A 15,348-nucleotide genomic window follows, 5' to 3' on the forward strand; every position below is an offset into this window, starting at 1 on the left:
ACCGCATGCTGCGGCCAAACTTCATAAGGGAGGATTGAGCATGAACTTTACCATGGCGCACGCGAACCTGAACGTCCTCGATCTCGATCGCAGCCTCGCTTTTTACCAGGAAGCGCTGGGCCTTTGCGTGCAGCGCGACAAGACCGCGGACGACGGAAGCTTCCGCATCGTCTTTCTCGCGGACGGCCGTTCCAGCAGCTGCCTGGAGCTGACGTGGCTGCGCGACAAGGGAACGCCCTATAACCTGGGCGATAACGAATCGCACATCTGCTACACGGTGGACGATTATGAAGCCGCCCACGCAAAGCACGCAGAGATGGGCTGCATCTGCTTTGAAAATGAACAGATGGGGCTGTACTTCATCCATGATCCTGACGGTTATTGGATTGAAATTGTTCCCGAAAAGCGCTGAAAAAACCAACCAATTTATTGAGGGCCAGCGCGGCACAAGCCGCGCCGGCCTTTTTGCAGCCTCCGCAAGCGCTTCGTTTTTTTTGCCAAACCTCTTGCTTTTCCGTGCTAAAGCGATCATAATAATCGATAACCCGGCGACGGGCCAAACTTATCACCATCAGAAAGAGGGGGCTCATTACATGAAACGCGTCTACAATTTCTCGCCCGGTCCTTCCATGCTCGCCCTTCCCGTCCTGGAACAGGTTCAAAAGGACCTCGTCTCCTATGGTTCTACGGGCATGTCCGTGATGGAGATGAGTCATCGATCAAAGATGTATCAGGAAATCTTCGACCAAGCCGTCGAATTGCTCAAAGAGCTCATGCACGTGCCGGAAAACTATAAGGTATTGCTCTTGCAGGGCGGTGCGACGCAGCAGTTCTCCGCTGTGCCGCTCAACCTGATGAAGACGGGCAGGGCCGATTACGTGGACAGCGGCAATTTTGCGCACCTCGCAGCCGAGGAAGCGAAGCGCTACGGCGAGGTCCGCATCGCGGGCTCTTCGCGCGCGGAAAACTACACCTTTGTGCCGGAAGCAGACGTCTCCCCGGAGGCGGATTACGTGCACATCACCACGAATAACACGATTTACGGCACGCGCTTCACGGCGCTTCCGGACACGAAGGGCGTCCCGCTGGTCGCGGATATGTCCTCGAATATCCTTTCCGAGCCGTATGACGTCTCCCGGTTCGGTGTCGTCTACGCCGGCGCGCAGAAGAACATCGGGCCGGCGGGGCTGTGTGTGCTGATCGTGCGCGAGGATCTGCTCGGCCGCGCCCATCCGCTCTGCCCCAAGCTGCTCAACTGGCAGGTCGAAGCGGAGGCAAATTCCATGTACAATACGCCCAATACGTTTGCCATCTACGTGGCGAAGCTGGGCTTTGAATGGCTGCGTTCCCTCGGCGGAGTCGAGGCGATCGAAAAGGTCAACGTCGAAAAGGCCGCGCTGCTCTACGACTACCTGGACGACAGCCGCCTGTTCAAACCCACGGCGCAAAAGGCGTTCCGTTCGCGCATGAACGTGACCTTCGTCACCGGCGACCCGGACAAGGACGCGCAGTTCGTGAAGGAGGCTGCAGCGGCGGGGCTCGTAAACCTCAAGGGGCACCGCACGGTCGGCGGCATGCGCGCAAGCATCTACAACGCCATGCCCGTCGAGGGGGTGAAGGCGCTGGTGGACTTCATGAAGCAGTTTGAGATGAAGAACGCGTAAGGAGGCAGCGATATGTACAAGATTCAAACGCTCAACGCGATTTCGGACGTGATCTTCGGCCAGCTCGGCGATCGCTATACGGTTTCTCCCGACATGCAGGAACCGGACGCCATCCTCGTTCGCAGCGCCGCGATGCAGGACACCGCCCTTCCGGATTCGCTGCTCAGCATCGCGCGGGCAGGCGCAGGCGTCAACAACATCCCGGTGGACAAATGCTCGCAGCTCGGCATCTGTGTTTTTAATACGCCGGGCGCAAATGCGGGCGCGGTCTGCGAGCTGACGCTGGCCGGTCTGCTGCTTTCCGGCCGCGACGTGACGGGCGGCGTGGAGTGGGCTAAGACGCTCAAGGGGCAGGGCGCGGCGGTCGAAAAGCAGGTCGAAAAGGGGAAGGGGCAGTTTGTGGGGCCGGAGATCGCGGGCAAACGGCTGGGCGTCGTGGGCCTGGGCGCGATCGGCCTGCGCGTCGCCAACGCGGCGGCTGCTCTGGGCATGAACGTGATGGGCTTCGACCCGGCGATCACGGTCGAACACGCCTGGCTGCTTTCCCGCCAGATCGAACGCGCGGGCTCGCTGGACGAGCTTCTCGCCGCGTGCGATTACGTGACGCTGCATGTGCCGCTGACCGACGGAACGCGCGGCATGATCGGAACCGACGCGCTTCGCAAGGTGAAAAAGGGCGTCCGCGTCCTGAACTTCTCCCGTGGGGGATTGGTAGACAGCGCGGCGATGCTGTCAGCTCTCGCGGACGGCACGGTCGCCCGCTACGTCACGGACTTCCCATCTGACGATCTGCTCCTGGTAAAGAACGTCCTGTGCATCCCGCACCTGGGCGCTTCGACGCCCGAATCTGAGGAGAACTGCGCGGTCATGGCGGCTCGTCAGACGCGCGACTATCTGGAGAACGGCTCGATTCAAAACAGCGTCAACCTGCCGGATGTGGCGCTCGCCCCGGTGAGCAAGCCGCGCATCTGCCTGATCCACCAGAATATCCCCAACGTGCTGGGCTCGATCACGGCGGCTGTTTCCGCACAGCGCCTGAACATCTCCGATCTCGTGAACCGTTCGCGCGCGTCTCTGGCCTATACCGTCGTCGACCTGGACGAAATGCCGCAAAACCCCGATGCGTTGCAGACGTCGCTCGCTGCCATCGATGGAATGCTGCGCGTCCGCATGCTCGGCATGTAAGTTTCCAAAAAAGAAGCTCCGAAAGCGGTATTGGCCGCCTTCGGAGCTTCTGGCCATCGACCAAGTCGATGGCCTCGTGCAAAAAGAAGGTTCATTTTGCACGAATGTCACGGGTGATGTTTTCCTCCGCAAATGCTGCGCATTTGACTACGGAAAACGCCCCGCCCGACCGGCAAAGCCGGTCGATACGATTCCACATGAAGGGGGAAGCTTCCCCTTCATACATCCCCTTTTACAAGACGATACTTTGTCAACTGTCTGAAGCTCCGAAAGCGGTATTCGCTGCCTTCGGAGCTTCTTTCTTTTACTTTATCGGCCCGCCCTTGTGGCAGGAGAGGAGCGCGCCGCCGGTAACCGGACGTCCGCTCTTTCCGCCCTTCGGGGGCGCGTCGCAGGAGCCGTCGCACAGGCGCGATCCATGCGCCTCGTGAGGGGGCGTTTCGGGCTTGTCTTTGAGCTGCGCCGGGGTGAGCACGTGCGCGCGGGAGAGCGCAAGCTTGGCGCAGGCGGGGCCCGCCAGCTCGTAGAGCACCGCTGAGGACAGGATGACGGTGGAAAGCAACGCGCCCATTTCCGGGGAGAGGATGCGCTCGCCCAGCGCTGCCAGTCCGATGGACACACCCGCGTTCGGAATCAGCGCGAGGCCCAGGTAGCGGCGAACCTCCGGCGTATCGCGGATGATCGCGGCGCCCATGCTCGCGCCCAGGAACTTGCCCGCGATGCGGACGAAGAAATACGTGATGCCGATGACCCCCGCCGTCGCCAGAGCGGGCACGTTGAGGCGCATGCCGGATACGACGAAGAAGATCGTCAGGATCGGCGGCGTAAACCGGTCGACCTTCTTAAACAGCGTCTCGCCCTTGGAGATATTGGCGTGCACCGCGCCGAGCACCATGCACGAGAGCAGCGGCGAAATGTTCACCGCCGAGCACACGCCCGACAGTTCCAGCAGCATGATGACCACCAACAGCAGGCGGTTGTAGGAGGAATGCACGTGGCGCAGCAGCGCCTTGAGCAGCAACGCAAGCCCCACGCCCAGCGCGATGGCGACGGCATTGTACACGATGGGCAGCACGACGGTCGCCATCATGGAGCCAGACGTGCTTTCGGACATCTGGGCGATTGCCGCGCATACGCTGAAGGCAAGCAGAGAGACCGCATCGTCAAGCGCGACCACCTGCAGCAGCGTATCCACAAAGTGGCCCTTCGCCTTGTACTGGCGGATGGTCATCAGCGTGGAGGCCGGGGCGGTGGCGGAGGCGATCGCGCCCAGCAACAGCGAGAAAGCCAGCGGCAGGTGGAAGATGAAGAGCATCGCCAGCGTCACTAGAAGGGCGGCGACCAGCGATTCCATCGCCGTCAGAAAGAAGATCTTGCCTCCGCTTCGCTTCAGAGACGACCATTTAAAATAGCGTCCCGTGCCAAAGGCGATGAAAGCCAGGGCGATATCCGTAACGAAGCTCATCGAGTTCACCATAGGCGCGTCCACCAGCTTGAGGCAATACGGCCCGATGAAGATACCCGCGAGAATATAGCCCGTCACGTTCGGCAGGTGCATCAGCTTGGTAAGCCTGCTGAACGCAAAGGCAGCCAAAAGGGTCGTCCCGAGGCACAGGATCACCCTCGCCGTATCGTTAAGCTGCAAAGCAAGCGTTGGCATGGGAAGTCGTCTCCTTTCTCACCCCTGTCTGCACAGGGATTTGCGCGGCGCATGCGCGCCAAACGGCCTAAAAACGGGGGCATCCCTTTCGGGATGCCACAACACTCCTTCGATTGCTCTTGATTATAGGCCGCGAAAATGCTAAAATCAAATTATAGTTTTTTGCTTCTTTATAAATTTAACTGATAATAAAGGGTGGGCAAGATGGTTGATCCCAAGATTCGGACGCTGCTCAAGCTCGAGGAGCTCGGTTCCTTTTCCAAGACGGCGCAGGCGCTGTCTCTGACGCAACCCGCAGTGAGTCACCACATAAAATTGCTGGAACAGGAATTTGGCATCCAGATTTTTGTAAAAGGAAAGCGAAAATTAAAGCCCACGCCCGAAGGCGAGGTGCTTCTCAAGTATGCGCACCGCGCCATCGCCCTATCCGACAAGGTGCATCAGGCCATCGAAGATTGCAAACACGCCGTGCATACGCTCACGGTGGGCATTACGCCGACCGCGAGCGACATCTTCGTGCCACAAGTTCTGGCTGCCTATTGCCACCAACACCCGGGGACACACGTCCAAATTGTGCGCGGAACTATAAAAAAAATTGATGCAATGCTAAAATTTTATGAAATAGATTTTGCGATTGTGGACGGAATTTTGCCAGGCGACCACTACCGGCAGGTGCTGATGGGCACCGACCATCTGTGCCTGATCGTCTCGCCCAAGCACCCCTTTGCCACCCGCCTGAGCGTGACGCTCGATGAGCTGCAGCGGGAAAACCTCGTGCTGCGTCCCAAGTCGACCGGCACGCGCAAGCTGATCGAAAGCTACCTCATCAGCAACGGCTACAACATTCAGAATTTCAACGTCATGATGGAGGTCGACAGCGTCTCCACGATCAAGGAAATCGTCGAGGCGAACCTCGGCATCTCGATCATCTCCTACAGCGTCTGCCGCGAGGAGCAGCAGCAGGGGCGCCTGATCGTCCGCCCGATTGAGAACTGCCGCATGGTGCGCCAGGTCAACATGGTTTACCCTCAGGATTTTGAGCACCCGGAAATCCTGCAGGAAATTCAGCAGGAATACCACAACCGGGTAGAATGAGCGCTCCGGAATCAAAAAAACGCTGCGTCGAGCATCGAGCTCCTTGACGCAGCGTCTTTTTGTGCGGCGGGCCCACGCCCGCTCGATTGGAGTTAGCGCTCCACGCGGCCGGATCCGGAGCCCTTTTTGAGGGCCTCGACCTCGGCGACGGAGACAAGGTTGAAGTCGCCGTTGATGGTATGCTTGAGGCAGGAAGCGGCCACCGCGAACTCCAGCGCGTCGCGCTGGTTGTCGTAGGCGTTCAGGCCGTAGATCAGGCCGCCGCCGAAGGAATCGCCGCCGCCGACGCGGTCCACGATGTCGGTGATCGCGTACTTGCGGGAGACGTAAAACTCCTTGCCGTCGTAGATGCAGGCCGCCCAGTAGTTGGTGTCCGCGCTCTTGGACTCGCGCAGGGTGATGGCGACGCGCTTGATGTTCGGGTACCTGTTCATCGCCATCTTGGCGATCTTCTCGTAGACGCTCGTGTCCAGCTCGCCGCTCTCCACGTCGCTCTCCGCCTTGATGCCCAGGGACTTCTGGAAGTCCTCTTCGTTGGCGATGACGGTGTCGACGTACTTCACCAGCTCGCTCATCACTTCGTCCGCGCGCTTGCCGTACTTCCACAGGTTCTTGCGGTAATTGAGGTCGCAGGAGACGTGCACGCCCTTCGCCTTGGCCGCCTTCACCGCCGCGAGCGACAGATCCGCCGCGCTCTGGGAGATCGCCGGGGTGATGCCCGTGATGTGGAACCACGTCGCGCCTTCGAGCGCCTTATCCCAATCAATCGCGTCGGACGCAGCCTTGGCGATGCAGGAATCAGCGCGGTCGTAGATGACCTTGGAGGGGCGCTGGTTGGAGCCGGTCTCCAGGAAGTAGATGCCCATGCGGCCGGGAACCATCTGAATGTTCGACACGTCCACGCCGTATCCGCGCACCGTGCGCAGGCACGCCTTGCCGATGTCGTTGTCCGGCAGCAGGGTCACAAACGCGGTATCCATGCCGTAATTGGCCAGCGAGACAGCCACATTCGCTTCGCCGCCGCCAAAGGTGGCTTCCAGCGAGGGGCTTTGGAAAAAACGTTCGAGCGCCGGGCTCTTGAGGCGGAGCATAATTTCGCCGAAGGTTACTACTCGAGACATGGGAATCTCTCCTTTTTACACGGCTCTATGCCTTTATATGATCACATTATAAGGCATAATTGGAAACAAGGCAATAGAAAGTCGCACAGAACGTTCACAAATAAGAACGATGAACGCATTTGTAAACGAATGTTTCAAAAAATAGATAAAGGAACTTGACATAAACCGGGATATTCTGTAAACTGTTCATATATTATAGGAATAAAACTGTGGAATTTATGGATGGATGCGGAGGTGAACGCGAGCCCGTGCGCTGGGCGCCTGGTTTCTCTATGATTTCCAGTAAAAAAACGGGAGGTATGCAAAGCTATGTTGGTTAACCTGCATGAGACGGGCCTTGCCAAAGTCCTTCGCGGAATCGACAGCGTCATCCACGCGATCATGCTGATCGTCGCGGAAATCGCGCTGGTCGTAATGGTTTCCATCGTTACCGCGAACGTCTTCGTCCGCCTCTTCATTCCGAAGATGGGCGGATTCGTCTGGATTGAAGAGGTCGCCTTTATCCTGATTTCCCTCTTTACGTTCCTCGCCTGCGCGATGGGCGTCCGCGACCGCTTCCACATCGGCATTTCGATCCTCTACAACCGCTTTCCGGCGGGCAGCACCGGCCGCCGCGTGCTCGACATCGTCAGCAAGGTCGCGACGCTGGCCGTGGGTGCCATCATGGTCTACTTTGGCTGGCAGCTCTGCCAGAAGCTGGGCCGCTTCCCCATGACCAACACGCGCTGGCCCCGCTGGGTTCAGTACATGTCCATGCCCATCGCCGGATCCGTCATCATCTATGACTCCATCCTCCAGCTTCTGGGCGTGCTGCACGACGACGACCTGCTTTACTCCGAACCCGAAGTACAGTACGAAGTCGAACACGAGAAAAAGAAGTAAGGAGGAACACAAGTATGGATCCGAATACGTTGGCCATCGTGGTCCTCGTCGTCACGTTCGTCGGCATGCTGGCGATCCGCATCCCGGTATCCTTCTGCCTGCTGCTGGCCTCGATCTTCAGCGCGCTGGCCTGCGGACAGGGCATCATGTCCCTCATTCAGGCCATGGCCAAGGGCGTGTGCGACTTCAACATGCTCGCCATCCCGTTCTTCATCGTCATGGGTGAATTTATGAACGTCGGCGGCATGTCCGAACGCGTGCTCGACCTGGCGAACCTGCTGGTCGGCCGCTTTAAGGGCGGCCTTGCGTACATCAACGTCCTCTCCTCCATGATGTTCGGTCATCTGTCCGGTTCCGCCGTCGCGGACGTCTCCTCCCTGGGCTCCATCGTCGTACCGATGATGAAGAAGCAGGGCTATGACGACGACTTCGCCGTGGGCCTGACCGTCACCACCGCCTGCCAGGGCGTGCTGATTCCCCCGAGCCATAACATGGTGCTCTACGCGCTTGCCGCAGACGCGGGCGGGCTCATCGCCGCGCTGCTCTACGGCGGCCTCGTCCCGGGCGTGCTGCTGGGCATCAACTTCTGCATTCTCGTCTTCTTTTTGGCGAAGATGAAGAACTTCCCCAAGTGCGATCCCGTCCCCAAGGGACAACGCGGCAAGGTCGTCCTCAACGCGATTCTTCCGCTGATGATCTTCGTCATCATCATGGGCGGCATCGGTCTGGGCCTGTGCACCGCTACCGAGGCGGCCTCCATCGCCTGTATTTACACCTTCGTCATCGTCTTCCTCGTGCTGCGTACGGCCAAGTTCAGGGTGCTGCCGCAGGTGCTCAAAAACGCGTTGAAGACGCTGGCGACCGTTCTAACCCTGATCGCCGCCGCGAAGGCCTTCTCCTTCATGATGACCTACCTGCACATCCCGCAGCTGCTCATCTCTGCGCTGGGCGGTCTGGCGCATAACCGCGTGCTGCTCCTGCTGGTCATCAACGTGCTGCTGCTCCTGCTGGGCTGCTTCATGGACATGGCCCCGTTGATCCTCATCATGACCCCCATTCTGCTGCCCGTCGTTCAGGCCGTCGGCATGAGCACCGTGCATTTCGGCGTCATGATGATCTTCAACCTCGCCTGCGGCCTGTGCACGCCGCCTGTCGGCACGGCGCTGTTCGTCGGATGCGCTATCGGCAAGACGCCGATCGAGCGCACCAGCCGTCACATGCTTCCGCTGTATGCGGTCATGATCGTGACGCTGCTGCTGGTCACCTTTATTCCGGGTCTGAGCACCTGGCTGCCCACCGCGCTACACATGATGTAAGCTATCCTGATGATGTGCCGCCGCGTTTTTCGCGGCGGCCCTTTATGCATGTCTGCGAAGCATGCAGGTACAAAACCGGCAAACGCATGTCTCTAAACGGCTGTGCAAGGCGGGCGAGCTGTGTTAAAATAAGGTATGCCTGATTTCATCCGCGCTGAAGGGGGGATTCGTTTGGACGTACTGATCGGGACGACAAATCCGTCAAAGGTTGATCGGCTTGAACGCCTGCTCGAAGGCCGCGGTGTGCATTTTCTCACGCTGAGAGATCTGCATGTCGTGGAAGAGCCTGCAGAGACGGGACGGTCGCCCGAAGAAAACGCGCGCATCAAGGCCGCGTTTTACGGCCGCTTTTTCGATCCGGTGATCTGCAACGACTCCGGCCTCTATTTCGACGGCCTGCCGATCGACGATCCCCGCCAGCCAGGGCTGCACGTCCGCTCTCCCGAGGGGAAACGCCTTGACGACGACGAGATGATCGAATACTACGCTGCGCTCATACGCGGACTCGGCGGAAAGGTACTCGCCTATTATCTGGACGGGCTCGCCGTCTGCAAAGGCGGTCGCGTCGAGTCGTGCGTGGAAAACGATCCCGAAGACAGGAGCGGCGCCTTCTACATGGTGGATCACGCATCTCCACTGCGCCATGCGGGCTGGCCGCTGGATTCCCTCTCGATCGACCCGCACACGAACGCCTACTTCGCCGATCCTGCGCCTCCACAAGAGCCCCAACGACTGCATGTCACGGCGCGACATCGACGGGTAAGCGCCTTCCTCGCGCGGGCGCTGGGACTCTGAAGGCCGCCCGCCCCTCCAAAGACGGCAAAAAGGCGGACGGCTTTTGATCTGTAACGCCGCCCGCGGAAGATCCCATCTTGAGAGAAAACACAAAAGGAGCACGGCTTTTGCCATGCTCCTTCGTTCGTTTGGATACAATTAGAACTGCTCGCCCAGCGTCTTGATCGCTTCAACGGTGTCCTCGTAGCCAGCGGCATAAATGTCATACAGGCTCTTGCCCTTCAGCACGTCGCTGGACTCGGTCATCGCCTTCTGGAATTCGGCAAACGCCTCGTCCGTCAGCTCGACCGCCTGCGCGCCGCCCTCGAGCACGATCTTCTCGGACTCGACCTCGCGAGCCTTCCATGCCTCGATCTCAAACTCCTGCGTGTCCTTCGCGCACTGCTTGATGATCTCGATGTCTTCCGCGCTCACGCCAGCAGAGGCCAGCGCAGTCTCAGAGGCCAGCAGGACTTCCGGCACGCGGGTATGATGGTCGAGCGTGTAGTAGGGAGCGGCCTTGTAGTCGCCCTTGGACTCGTAGGTCGGCCAGTTGTTCTCCGCGCCGTCGATGACGCCGGACGTGATGTTCTGGGACACCTCGTTCGGGCCAATGCCGACTACGGGAGAAGCGCCGAGGACCTTCACCAGGTCGCACATGAGCGCGTTGTCCTGCATGCGAATCTTCAGGCCAGCCAGATCCGCGACCTTTTCGACCTTCTTGGTCGTGTAGAAGCAGCGGGAACCGCCGTCGTAGTAGCACAGGCCGATCATGCCGGAGCCGGAGGACTGAACCTCGTCCAGCATCTTCTGACCGATCTCTTCGCTGTTCAGCGCGGCCCACATGTGCTCCGCGTTCTTATACAGGTAGGGAAGCTGAATTGCGTTCATCGCGGGTACAAAGTCCGCGACCGGCGACGCGGAGACACGCGCAAACGCCAAGTCGCCCACGACCATCGCTTCGATAGCGAGGGGCTCAGCGCCGTAGAGCGTGCCGCCCGGATACACGGTGATCTCGATGCGGCCGTCGGTGCGCTCCTTCACCAGTTCGGCAAAGTGCTCATCCGCCATCGTCGTCGGGTAGCCTTCGACGTGAACTTCGCTCAGGTTGAGCTTGATCGCGTCAGCAGATACGGAGCACGCAAGGCCCAGCACCAGCATGAGGGCGACCGCGAGGGTCAAAAACTTTTTCATTGGAAACGACCTCCTTGTTCTTCGTCACACCTGTGACCTTATCTTTAGTATACCTTGATACGATCACCGTTGTCAATAAGATTTACAGGCAAAAAGTAGGAAATTTCGACAAGTCATCCAGCAATCGCGCGATTCTTCTTTCGCATTTTTACTTCTGCACGAGGTGTACGGCGAAGCCAGCGATTTCGTCCTTCAGGTAGATCGCGATCTGCTTGCCCTCCTTCACGACGAGGGAGCTCTCGTCGAACGTGAAGCCCTGGCGTTCCAGATAGGCGCGGCCGCGCGCGAGGAAGTTGGTGCGGATAGCGATGTGCCCCTTCTGGCCGCGACCGCTCTTCTTCATGACCTCGATCGCGGTGCCCGCGAAGACAGAGGAGTTGCCGACCTTGACCGGCCATCCAAACAGCTTGCAGAAAGCCTCGGCGGTCTTCACGGCCTCGTCCTCGCCTTCGCAGTTGACGCCGATGTGCGCCAGCTCGAAGCCGAGCATCAGCTTCACGGCGGATGCGGTCAGCTCGCGGATCTTATCCCAATCCTTGGCCTTCACCGCGTCCTTGGGGACCATCCAGCTTCCGCCGCAGCAGAGGATCTTTCCGAAGGAGAGGTAATCGAGCAGGTTCTTTTCATTCACCCCGCCGGTGGGCATAAAGGTCACGTCCACGTAGGGCGCGGCGATGGACTTGATGTACTTGAGGCCGCCCGCCGCCTCCGCGGGGAAGAATTTGACGGTCTTCAGGCCCAAAGAGAGCGCCGTCTCGATGTCGGAGGGATTGGAAGTGCCCGGCGTCACGGGGATGCCTACCTCCTGGCAGTGACGCACGACCTCGGGGTTGAGGCCAGGGGAGACGATAAACTTCGCGCCGGCGGCGACCGCGCGGTCCACCTGCTCGCAGGTCAGCACCGTGCCCGCGCCCACCAGCACGTCCGGCAGCTCGCGGCTGACGTTTTGAATGGCCTCGGCGGCGGCGGCGGTGCGGAAGGTAATCTCCGCACAGGGCAAGCCTCCCTCGGACAGGGCCTTGCACAGCGGCACGGCGTCCGCCGCGTCGTCGATGGCGATGACCGGCACAATACCGATCAGCGAGAGCTTTTCAAGAATTTCCATCATTCGTTCCTCCTTAGAAAGATCAGGGCTTTATCGGAAGCGCAAAAGCGCCGCCTTACTTTAGAAAATCCTCGCGCATGGGCGAAAATACGTCCAGCAGCCTTCCTGCCTTCACGGCTCTGCACCCGTGCACCGCACCTGAGGGGAAGACGAGGGTGTCGCCCGCCCTTAGCGTATATGCCTTTTCGCCGATGTGAAAGGCGAACTCGCCCGCGAGGCAATAGGTAATCTGGGTATGCGGGTGCGCGTGGTCCGCACCGACGCCGCCTTCGTCGAAGTCCACCTCGACCATCATCATCCGCTCGTCATAGGAGCGAATGCGCCTGCGCGAGCCGCCGCCCAGCTCCTGCCATGGAGCTTCGGGTTTCGTGTACGTTTCCATCGGGAAAAACCTCCTCGTTCTGGCCGTCCGCGCCCCGGCGCGGGATCAGTCGACCTTGATGCCGAAGTACTCCACGGCGTTGCCGTAGCAGATGCCGCGCACCAGCTCTTTCAGCGTATCCATGTCCGCCGGGTATTCGCCGTTTTCCACCCACTTGCCGATGAGGTCGCACAGAATGCGGCGGAAGTACTCGTGGCGGGGATAAGAGATGAAGGAGCGGCTGTCGGTCAGCATGCCGACGAAGCGCCCCAGAAGTCCGAGGTTCGCCAGCGCCGTCATCTGGTCGATCATACCCTGCTTCTGATCGTTGAACCACCAGCCGGAGCCGAACTGAATCTTGCCCGGGATCTCGCCGTCCTGGAAGTTGCCGATCATCGTGCCGAGCACAAAATTATCCTTCGGGTTCAGGCAATAGAGGATCGTCTTGGGAAGCGCCTTTTCGTTGTCGAGCATGTCCAGCAGGCGGGAGAGCTTCGCGGCGATCTCGGCGTCGCTCACGGAGTCGAAGCCCACGTCCGCGCCATAGCGCTCGAACATACGGGTGTTGTTGTTGCGCATCGCGCCGATGTGGTACTGCATCACCCAGCCGCGTTCCTTATACATCTTGCCCAGAGAGCGCAGCAGGCAGGTCTTGTACGTCTCGATCTCCAGCGCGGTGAGCGCCTCGCCGCAAAGCGCCTTGCGGTAGGCCTCCTGCGCCACGGCGTAATCCGGCGCGGCAAAGGGAACCGTATCCAGCGCGTGATCGCTTACGCGCGCGCCAACCTCGTGGAAATACTGCACACGGCTTTCCAGCGCCTGCAGCATGTCCTGAAAATTCAGCGTGTTCTTTCCGGAAACGCGGCCCAGCAGCGATGCGTACTGTACGAAGCCCGCCTTGTCGATGTTGATGATCTTGTCCGGACGGAAGGCGGGAAGCACCTTCACCTTGAACGCCTTGTCCTCCGCCAGCAGCTTATGGTAGTGCAGGTCGTCGCACGGGTCGTCCGTGGTGCAGATGACCTTTACGTTGAACTTTTCGATAAGGCGGCGGCAGCGGAATTCTTCCGTCCTGAGCATGGCGTTCGCCTTGTCCCAAACGTCCTTGGCCGTCTTCTCGGAAAGCACCTCGTCGATGCCGAAGACGCGCTTGAGCTCCAGGTGCGTCCAGTGAAACAGCGGATTCCCAATCGCGTACTTGAGCGTGCCGGCGAAGGCGTAAAATTTATCCCAATCGCTGGCTTCGCCGCGGCACAGCGCGTCCGGTACGCCGTTTGAGAGCATTGCGCGCCACTTGTAATGGTCGCCGCCGAGCATCAGGTGGCCGAGATTGCGGAATTGAATGTTCTCATAAATTTCGCGCGGGTTGAGATGGCAGTGATAGTCGAAAATCGGCATTTCACGGGCTGCTTTGTAAAGCTTACGCGCGGTGTCGGTCGAGAGCAGGAAGTCTTTGTCCATGAATTCCTTCATAATCGCACCTCCGTTTTTTTGTAAGGCCCTTTATAGCGTGACGCCGTCCTTGAAGATGGCGATTTCACGATACCCGAAGCGCTCGCTGCACGTCTCCTCGCCCGAGGCGACCGACAGCACCTTGGAAAGAAAGGCGTGCGACGTCTCCTCCATCGACGCGCCGCGCACGAGAACGCCCGCGTCAAAGTCGATCCAGTTCCTTTTCTTTTCCGCGAGCGCGCTGTTCGTCGCGACCTTGACGGTCGGCACGGGCGCGCCGACCGGCGTGCCCCGGCCGGTGGTGAACAGCACCATCTGCGCGCCGGAGGCCATCAGCGCCGTGATCGCGCACAGGTCGTTGCCCGGGCCCTGCACCAGGTTGAGCCCGCGCTCCCGCACCGGCTGCGCGTAGGAAAGCACGTCCATCACCTGCGCCGTGCCGCCCTTTTGCGTGCAGCCGAGCGACTTGTCCTCCAACGTGGTGATGCCGCCCGCTTTGTTTCCCGGCGAGGGGTTTTCATAGACCTCCTGCCCGTGGCGCAGGAAGTAATCCTTAAAGTCGTTGATGAGCCGTACCGTCTTTTCAAACGTCGCCCGATCCCGGCAGCGGTTCATCAGCAGCGTCTCCGCGCCGAACATCTCCGGCACCTCGGTGAGCAGGGTCGTGCCGCCGCAGCGGGCGAGCAGATCCGAAAATCTGCCCAGCAGCGGGTTGGCCGTGATGCCGGATAGGCCGTCCGAGCCGCCGCACTTGAGGCCGACGATCAGCCGGGATGCGTCCACCGTCTCGCGCTTAAAGGACGACGCGTATTGCGCGAGCTGGGCAATCAGCTCCATGCCCGTCTCGATCTCGTCCTCGACGTTTTGCGTCGTCAGGAACTTCACCCGCCGTTCGTCCACCGGGCCCAGCACCTGCCGGAACGCCTCGATGTGGTTGTTTTCGCATCCGAGCCCCAGCACCAGCACGCCGCCCGCGTTCGGATGGCGCACCATGGAGGCGAGCAGGCGCTGCGTATTTTGATGATCTTCGCCCAACTGCGAGCACCCGTAGGGATGGGTGAAGCAGTATACGCCGTCCACCTTGTCTTTAAGCGCCTCGTTTGCCCTGCGCGCAAGAATCTGCGACGTGCCGTTGACGCACCCGACGGTGTTCACGATCCAGATCTCGTTGCGAATGCCGACGCTTCCGTCCTCGCGCACGTAGCCCTCGAACGTGCGGCGCATGTCCTGCGCGGTTGGCGCGCCGGCGGGCTGGTAGGCGTACTCGAGCGTGCCCGAGAGGTTCGTCTTCACGTTGTGCGTGTGCACCCACGCGCCGGGCGCGATGCCCTCCGTCGCGTGGCCGATGGGGAACGCGTACTTGATCACGTCCTCGCCGGCGGCGATAGGGGAAAGCGCGAACTTGTGGCCCGCCGGGATGTCCTGCGCAAGCGTCACGCCGCAGGCCTCTTCGCCCGCGCGAAGGGCCTCCACCGCGACCGCCACGTTGTCGCTTTCGCTGATGCGGATAAATCTCGTCTTCTCCATGCCCGCCTCCAT

Annotated in this window: 14 protein-coding genes; 7 read left to right on the forward strand and 7 right to left on the reverse strand. The window is 60.1% G+C overall.

What is annotated here, in order from left to right:
* Positions 1-40: 40 nt before the first annotated feature.
* The 3 genes from C1725_RS00975 to C1725_RS00985 all read left to right on the forward strand — a co-directional run bounded on the left by C1725_RS00975 (position 41) and on the right by C1725_RS00985 (position 2,849).
* A complete protein-coding gene (locus C1725_RS00975; RefSeq protein ID WP_102409823.1) occupies positions 41-412 on the forward strand; it encodes a VOC family protein in 372 nt (123 codons plus the stop codon).
* 181 nt (positions 413-593) lie between these two features.
* Entirely contained in the window at positions 594-1,664 is a 1,071-nt protein-coding gene (gene serC / locus C1725_RS00980; protein ID WP_102409824.1) for a 3-phosphoserine/phosphohydroxythreonine transaminase, read from the forward strand.
* A 12-nt stretch (positions 1,665-1,676) separates the two neighbouring features.
* Entirely contained in the window at positions 1,677-2,849 is a 1,173-nt protein-coding gene (locus C1725_RS00985; protein WP_102409825.1) for an NAD(P)-dependent oxidoreductase, read from the forward strand.
* Between the two features lie 304 nt (positions 2,850-3,153).
* Here C1725_RS00985 and C1725_RS00990 read toward each other — a convergent pair whose 3' ends face one another.
* Positions 3,154-4,509: a cation:proton antiporter domain-containing protein gene (locus C1725_RS00990; protein ID WP_102409826.1), complete on the reverse strand. Its 1,356-nt coding sequence runs from the start codon at positions 4,507-4,509 to the stop codon at positions 3,154-3,156.
* A gap of 204 nt (positions 4,510-4,713) precedes the next feature.
* Between C1725_RS00990 and C1725_RS00995 the strand changes: the two genes are divergently transcribed.
* Positions 4,714-5,604 (forward strand): LysR substrate-binding domain-containing protein, encoded by an 891-nt coding sequence (locus tag C1725_RS00995; protein WP_102409827.1) that lies wholly within the window; start codon positions 4,714-4,716, stop codon positions 5,602-5,604.
* A 92-nt stretch (positions 5,605-5,696) separates the two neighbouring features.
* On the opposite strand, the gene C1725_RS01000 is transcribed toward C1725_RS00995, so the two are convergent.
* Complete coding sequence (locus C1725_RS01000; protein ID WP_102409828.1) at positions 5,697-6,725, reverse strand: PfkB family carbohydrate kinase; 1,029 nt, start codon at positions 6,723-6,725, stop codon at positions 5,697-5,699.
* Positions 6,726-7,034: 309 nt separating this feature from the next.
* Between C1725_RS01000 and C1725_RS01005 the strand changes: the two genes are divergently transcribed.
* From C1725_RS01005 to C1725_RS01015, 3 genes are all read left to right on the forward strand, one after another.
* Positions 7,035-7,607 (forward strand): TRAP transporter small permease subunit, encoded by a 573-nt coding sequence (locus C1725_RS01005; protein ID WP_102409829.1) that lies wholly within the window; start codon positions 7,035-7,037, stop codon positions 7,605-7,607.
* 14 nt (positions 7,608-7,621) lie between these two features.
* Positions 7,622-8,923 (forward strand): TRAP transporter large permease subunit, encoded by a 1,302-nt coding sequence (locus tag C1725_RS01010; RefSeq protein ID WP_102409830.1) that lies wholly within the window; start codon positions 7,622-7,624, stop codon positions 8,921-8,923.
* Positions 8,924-9,058: 135 nt separating this feature from the next.
* Complete coding sequence (locus C1725_RS01015; RefSeq protein WP_102409831.1) at positions 9,059-9,718, forward strand: non-canonical purine NTP pyrophosphatase; 660 nt, start codon at positions 9,059-9,061, stop codon at positions 9,716-9,718.
* A 138-nt stretch (positions 9,719-9,856) separates the two neighbouring features.
* On the opposite strand, the gene dctP is transcribed toward C1725_RS01015, so the two are convergent.
* The 5 genes from dctP to C1725_RS01040 all read right to left on the reverse strand — a co-directional run bounded on the left by dctP (position 9,857) and on the right by C1725_RS01040 (position 15,336).
* Positions 9,857-10,891 carry a TRAP transporter substrate-binding protein DctP gene (gene dctP / locus C1725_RS01020; protein ID WP_102409832.1) on the reverse strand — a complete coding sequence of 345 codons (1,035 nt, stop codon included), beginning with the start codon at positions 10,889-10,891 and terminating at the stop codon, positions 9,857-9,859.
* Between the two features lie 148 nt (positions 10,892-11,039).
* A complete protein-coding gene (locus C1725_RS01025; RefSeq protein ID WP_102409833.1) occupies positions 11,040-11,999 on the reverse strand; it encodes a bifunctional 4-hydroxy-2-oxoglutarate aldolase/2-dehydro-3-deoxy-phosphogluconate aldolase in 960 nt (319 codons plus the stop codon).
* 52 nt (positions 12,000-12,051) lie between these two features.
* Positions 12,052-12,378, reverse strand: coding sequence for a cupin domain-containing protein (locus tag C1725_RS01030; RefSeq protein WP_102409834.1), 327 nt, complete (start codon positions 12,376-12,378; stop codon positions 12,052-12,054).
* Positions 12,379-12,423: 45 nt separating this feature from the next.
* The gene (uxaC, locus tag C1725_RS01035) at positions 12,424-13,830 is read right to left on the reverse strand and encodes a glucuronate isomerase (protein ID WP_102409835.1); all 1,407 of its coding nucleotides are present in this window, start codon (positions 13,828-13,830) and stop codon (positions 12,424-12,426) included.
* A 30-nt stretch (positions 13,831-13,860) separates the two neighbouring features.
* Positions 13,861-15,336 carry a UxaA family hydrolase gene (locus C1725_RS01040; protein WP_102409836.1) on the reverse strand — a complete coding sequence of 492 codons (1,476 nt, stop codon included), beginning with the start codon at positions 15,334-15,336 and terminating at the stop codon, positions 13,861-13,863.
* Positions 15,337-15,348 lie beyond the last annotated feature (12 nt).

Source organism: Beduinella massiliensis (assembly GCF_900199405.1).
Lineage (GTDB): Bacteria > Bacillota > Clostridia > Christensenellales > Aristaeellaceae > Beduinella > Beduinella massiliensis.